Raw genomic sequence first — 2,583 nt, 5'->3', positions numbered from 1 at the left:
CCATTTTCTTGCAGGTGGAGAGGTAAGACGCATAGAGAAGACGCGCCAAAAGCTTAAGTTTTTGATCAAGACGTTTTGCTCCATGGAAAGTGCAACAGTGCTTTTAAAGAGCTTGGGGTGGAGGGGGGAAATTGAAAGAAAAGAGGGACATCTATTTATTTACGAGACCGCTAAGGACAGTTTTTCTCTCTCTGGATGAAAAAGGTTTTGTGCAATTTGGTTATGGAATTGTGAGAGACGCTGGTATTTATGCGGCGGCTTGCCAAATAATTAATCCTTATCATTTTGGGGCTTTATCATTTTGGGGGGGCCAGATTGACAACGAGGCATTGAGGCAAAGGGGTGGGTTTTAAGGAAAAGAGATTGAAAATTTTTGAGGAAAAGGTAAGCGTAGGGCGTTTACGTCGTGTGCTTGAGGAAGCTTTAGATGAGGCAATGACTGAGGTTGATCTGGGACTGAGGGTGATCTTGGCAGCGTGCTTGGCTTTCAATATGGGGGCATCACCTTGGAAAAAGGGGTGTTTTGGCTTGTAAGCGCGCATGTATAAGCGCGTATAGGGCAAATGAATAAAATATTTAGAAGGGAGATTATAGTGCTTGCTTTACTCTGAGAAGAGTGCTAAGCGGATTTGCCGCGCTGGTGGCGTGCTATCAAATATTGAAGAGTGGGAATTTTAGAAGTGGGGGAGTATCCGTATGATCGAAGATAAATCACAACACCAATTTTCCCATAAGGGAGATAAGGCTTTTGTATCGCAGCCAGTGTTGGATCAATCGGCAACTTTCAAAAAATGGATGATGCTTTCAACAAGCGATTATATCATCATTTGTTGTTTGGCTATCCTCTTGTTGGTGCTTTTTTCCGCGTCTGCCTATATGAGCCCTTTGGAATTTTTTCACGTTATATCCAAGGAACAGCTCCAAGCACTGGGACAAATGAAACAAGAAAGTTTTCAGGAAAGACTTCAGGAAAGTCTTAAACACCCTTTCCAAAATCCTATAATTCAGCATGTTCTTGATGCGGGGTGGAATAGTGTTTGGGCTTTTTTATGTCTCTTACCGCAAATAATTTTTGGCGTTCTTTTTGGGTTGTTTCCGCTCTTTTTTGTCTTTAACGCCGTATTTAAACGGGATGTGAAGGAAATGATGCTACAATGGGAAACCTTGCCAGAGCAGCAACAGCTAGACAACCAATCTCTTAACAGAAGACAATAGGGGGAAAAGTGACCGCTTCTTTAATCATTGGAATGTTGATTGCCGTAGGGACGACAATTTTTATTTGTTCTACAATTTTTATGATATTCCTTTCTACCGTGAAGATCATCTTGGCCATTTATTATTCGTTGATAAAACGGACAATCTTGTTATTGGCGACGCAGCGGAAATTAAAAAAGGGTGCAGCGCAGAATTTGAGGCATTATCAGGCAGGAGGGAGAGGACAGAATACAGTTCTTGCAACACAGTTGCGTGCCTTTTCTTTTCAAGAATCTTTGCTTCTCTCAAAAAAAGATTATTTTATGATCTTTTCTATCGCCTTCGTTATGGTTGCACTTTGCACAGGTGTTGTCGTTTTTTCAGCTTTTCTTCCAAAATCTGCGGTTTTTTTGCACAATTACGCGCCTATAGTGCTTCACATTATTGATTTTGTCATGAAACTGCTGTTTTGGGTCTGGGCATGTATTGTTATTTCTTTACCTGTCATTTTAATTCTCCATAGTTTCCTTCAGTATGGCGTGCAAGAAACAGTAAAGGAATTAGAAACATTTGTTTGAGCAGAGGATAAAAATGATGATTTCATATCAATGCGATAGGGGGGAAAAGTGACTATTGTTATAAAATATTTGGCTGTTTTAGGGATCACCATCATTGCCATTTTAATGGCTATAGTTATGGTCAGGCTTCCTTACCTGTTGATCAAGCATATCAGGTTATCTTTTAAACTCGCTCAAGACTTGAAAAAGAGTACGACGCAACAAAAGCAAGCCATACAACAATTGCGCAATGATCAGGGAGAAATGAAAAGACACAATCTCGCGCTTGAGACACTTGATGCAAAAATGCGCTTTCTTAACTTCAAAGAATCTCTGCCTCTTTCTTCAAAAGAATGTAAAATAATCTTTTTTATTCTTATTCTCTTTTCTATTTTGCAATCTGCTTGCTCTATCGCAAATTTTGTATGGTGGAAAAATGATAGTGTTGCCTTTATCATGCAGCTGTTGAGCCTTATATGGTTAGGGATTTTTCTCTTTTTTCCGATCATTGGGATCATGTGCATAAAATTAACGAGAAAATTGAACAAAACACTTCCACAATTGGAAGAAGCGATACAACAACACGATCAGGCAATTCGTATGCAGAATGTGGAAGGGGGACAAAATGACGAGTAGTCTTATAACATTAATAGCCATTTCTTTCCTGTTCTTTACGCTCTTAAGTGTTTTAATATGGGCGCCAATCGTTGTCATTTATTACCTGTTTATCAAGCGTGCGCGGTTGTATTGCCGCGTGAAAAAGGAACTGAAATGCGTGCTGAATGAACGCGATATTGCCTTACAACAGATCTCCCAAAAATAAAAAAGCAGC

4 protein-coding genes and 1 pseudogene are annotated in these 2,583 nt (G+C 39.8%); all 5 read left to right on the top strand.

Annotated elements, in window-relative coordinates; translation table 11 throughout:
• Positions 1–199 (top strand): annotated as a pseudogene (locus tag ACFILU_RS00785) (hypothetical protein); the annotation flags it as partial.
• Positions 200–363: 164 nt separating this feature from the next.
• On the top strand, positions 364–534 hold the full coding sequence (locus tag ACFILU_RS00780; RefSeq protein WP_375674368.1) for a hypothetical protein: 171 nt from the start codon (positions 364–366) through the stop codon (positions 532–534).
• Positions 535–696: 162 nt separating this feature from the next.
• Positions 697–1,215 (top strand): hypothetical protein, encoded by a 519-nt coding sequence (locus ACFILU_RS00775; protein ID WP_375674367.1) that lies wholly within the window; start codon positions 697–699, stop codon positions 1,213–1,215.
• Positions 1,216–1,223: 8 nt separating this feature from the next.
• Positions 1,224–1,772 carry a hypothetical protein gene (locus ACFILU_RS00770; RefSeq protein ID WP_375674366.1) on the top strand — a complete coding sequence of 183 codons (549 nt, stop codon included), beginning with the start codon at positions 1,224–1,226 and terminating at the stop codon, positions 1,770–1,772.
• 48 nt (positions 1,773–1,820) lie between these two features.
• On the top strand, positions 1,821–2,387 hold the full coding sequence (locus ACFILU_RS00765; RefSeq protein WP_375674365.1) for a hypothetical protein: 567 nt from the start codon (positions 1,821–1,823) through the stop codon (positions 2,385–2,387).
• Positions 2,388–2,583: the final 196 nt, after the last annotated feature.

Source organism: Bartonella sp. CL100XZDX, from assembly GCF_042195375.1.
In the GTDB taxonomy this organism is placed as follows: Bacteria; Pseudomonadota; Alphaproteobacteria; order Rhizobiales; family Rhizobiaceae; genus Bartonella.
This window is presented reverse-complemented; position numbering and strand designations above follow the sequence as displayed.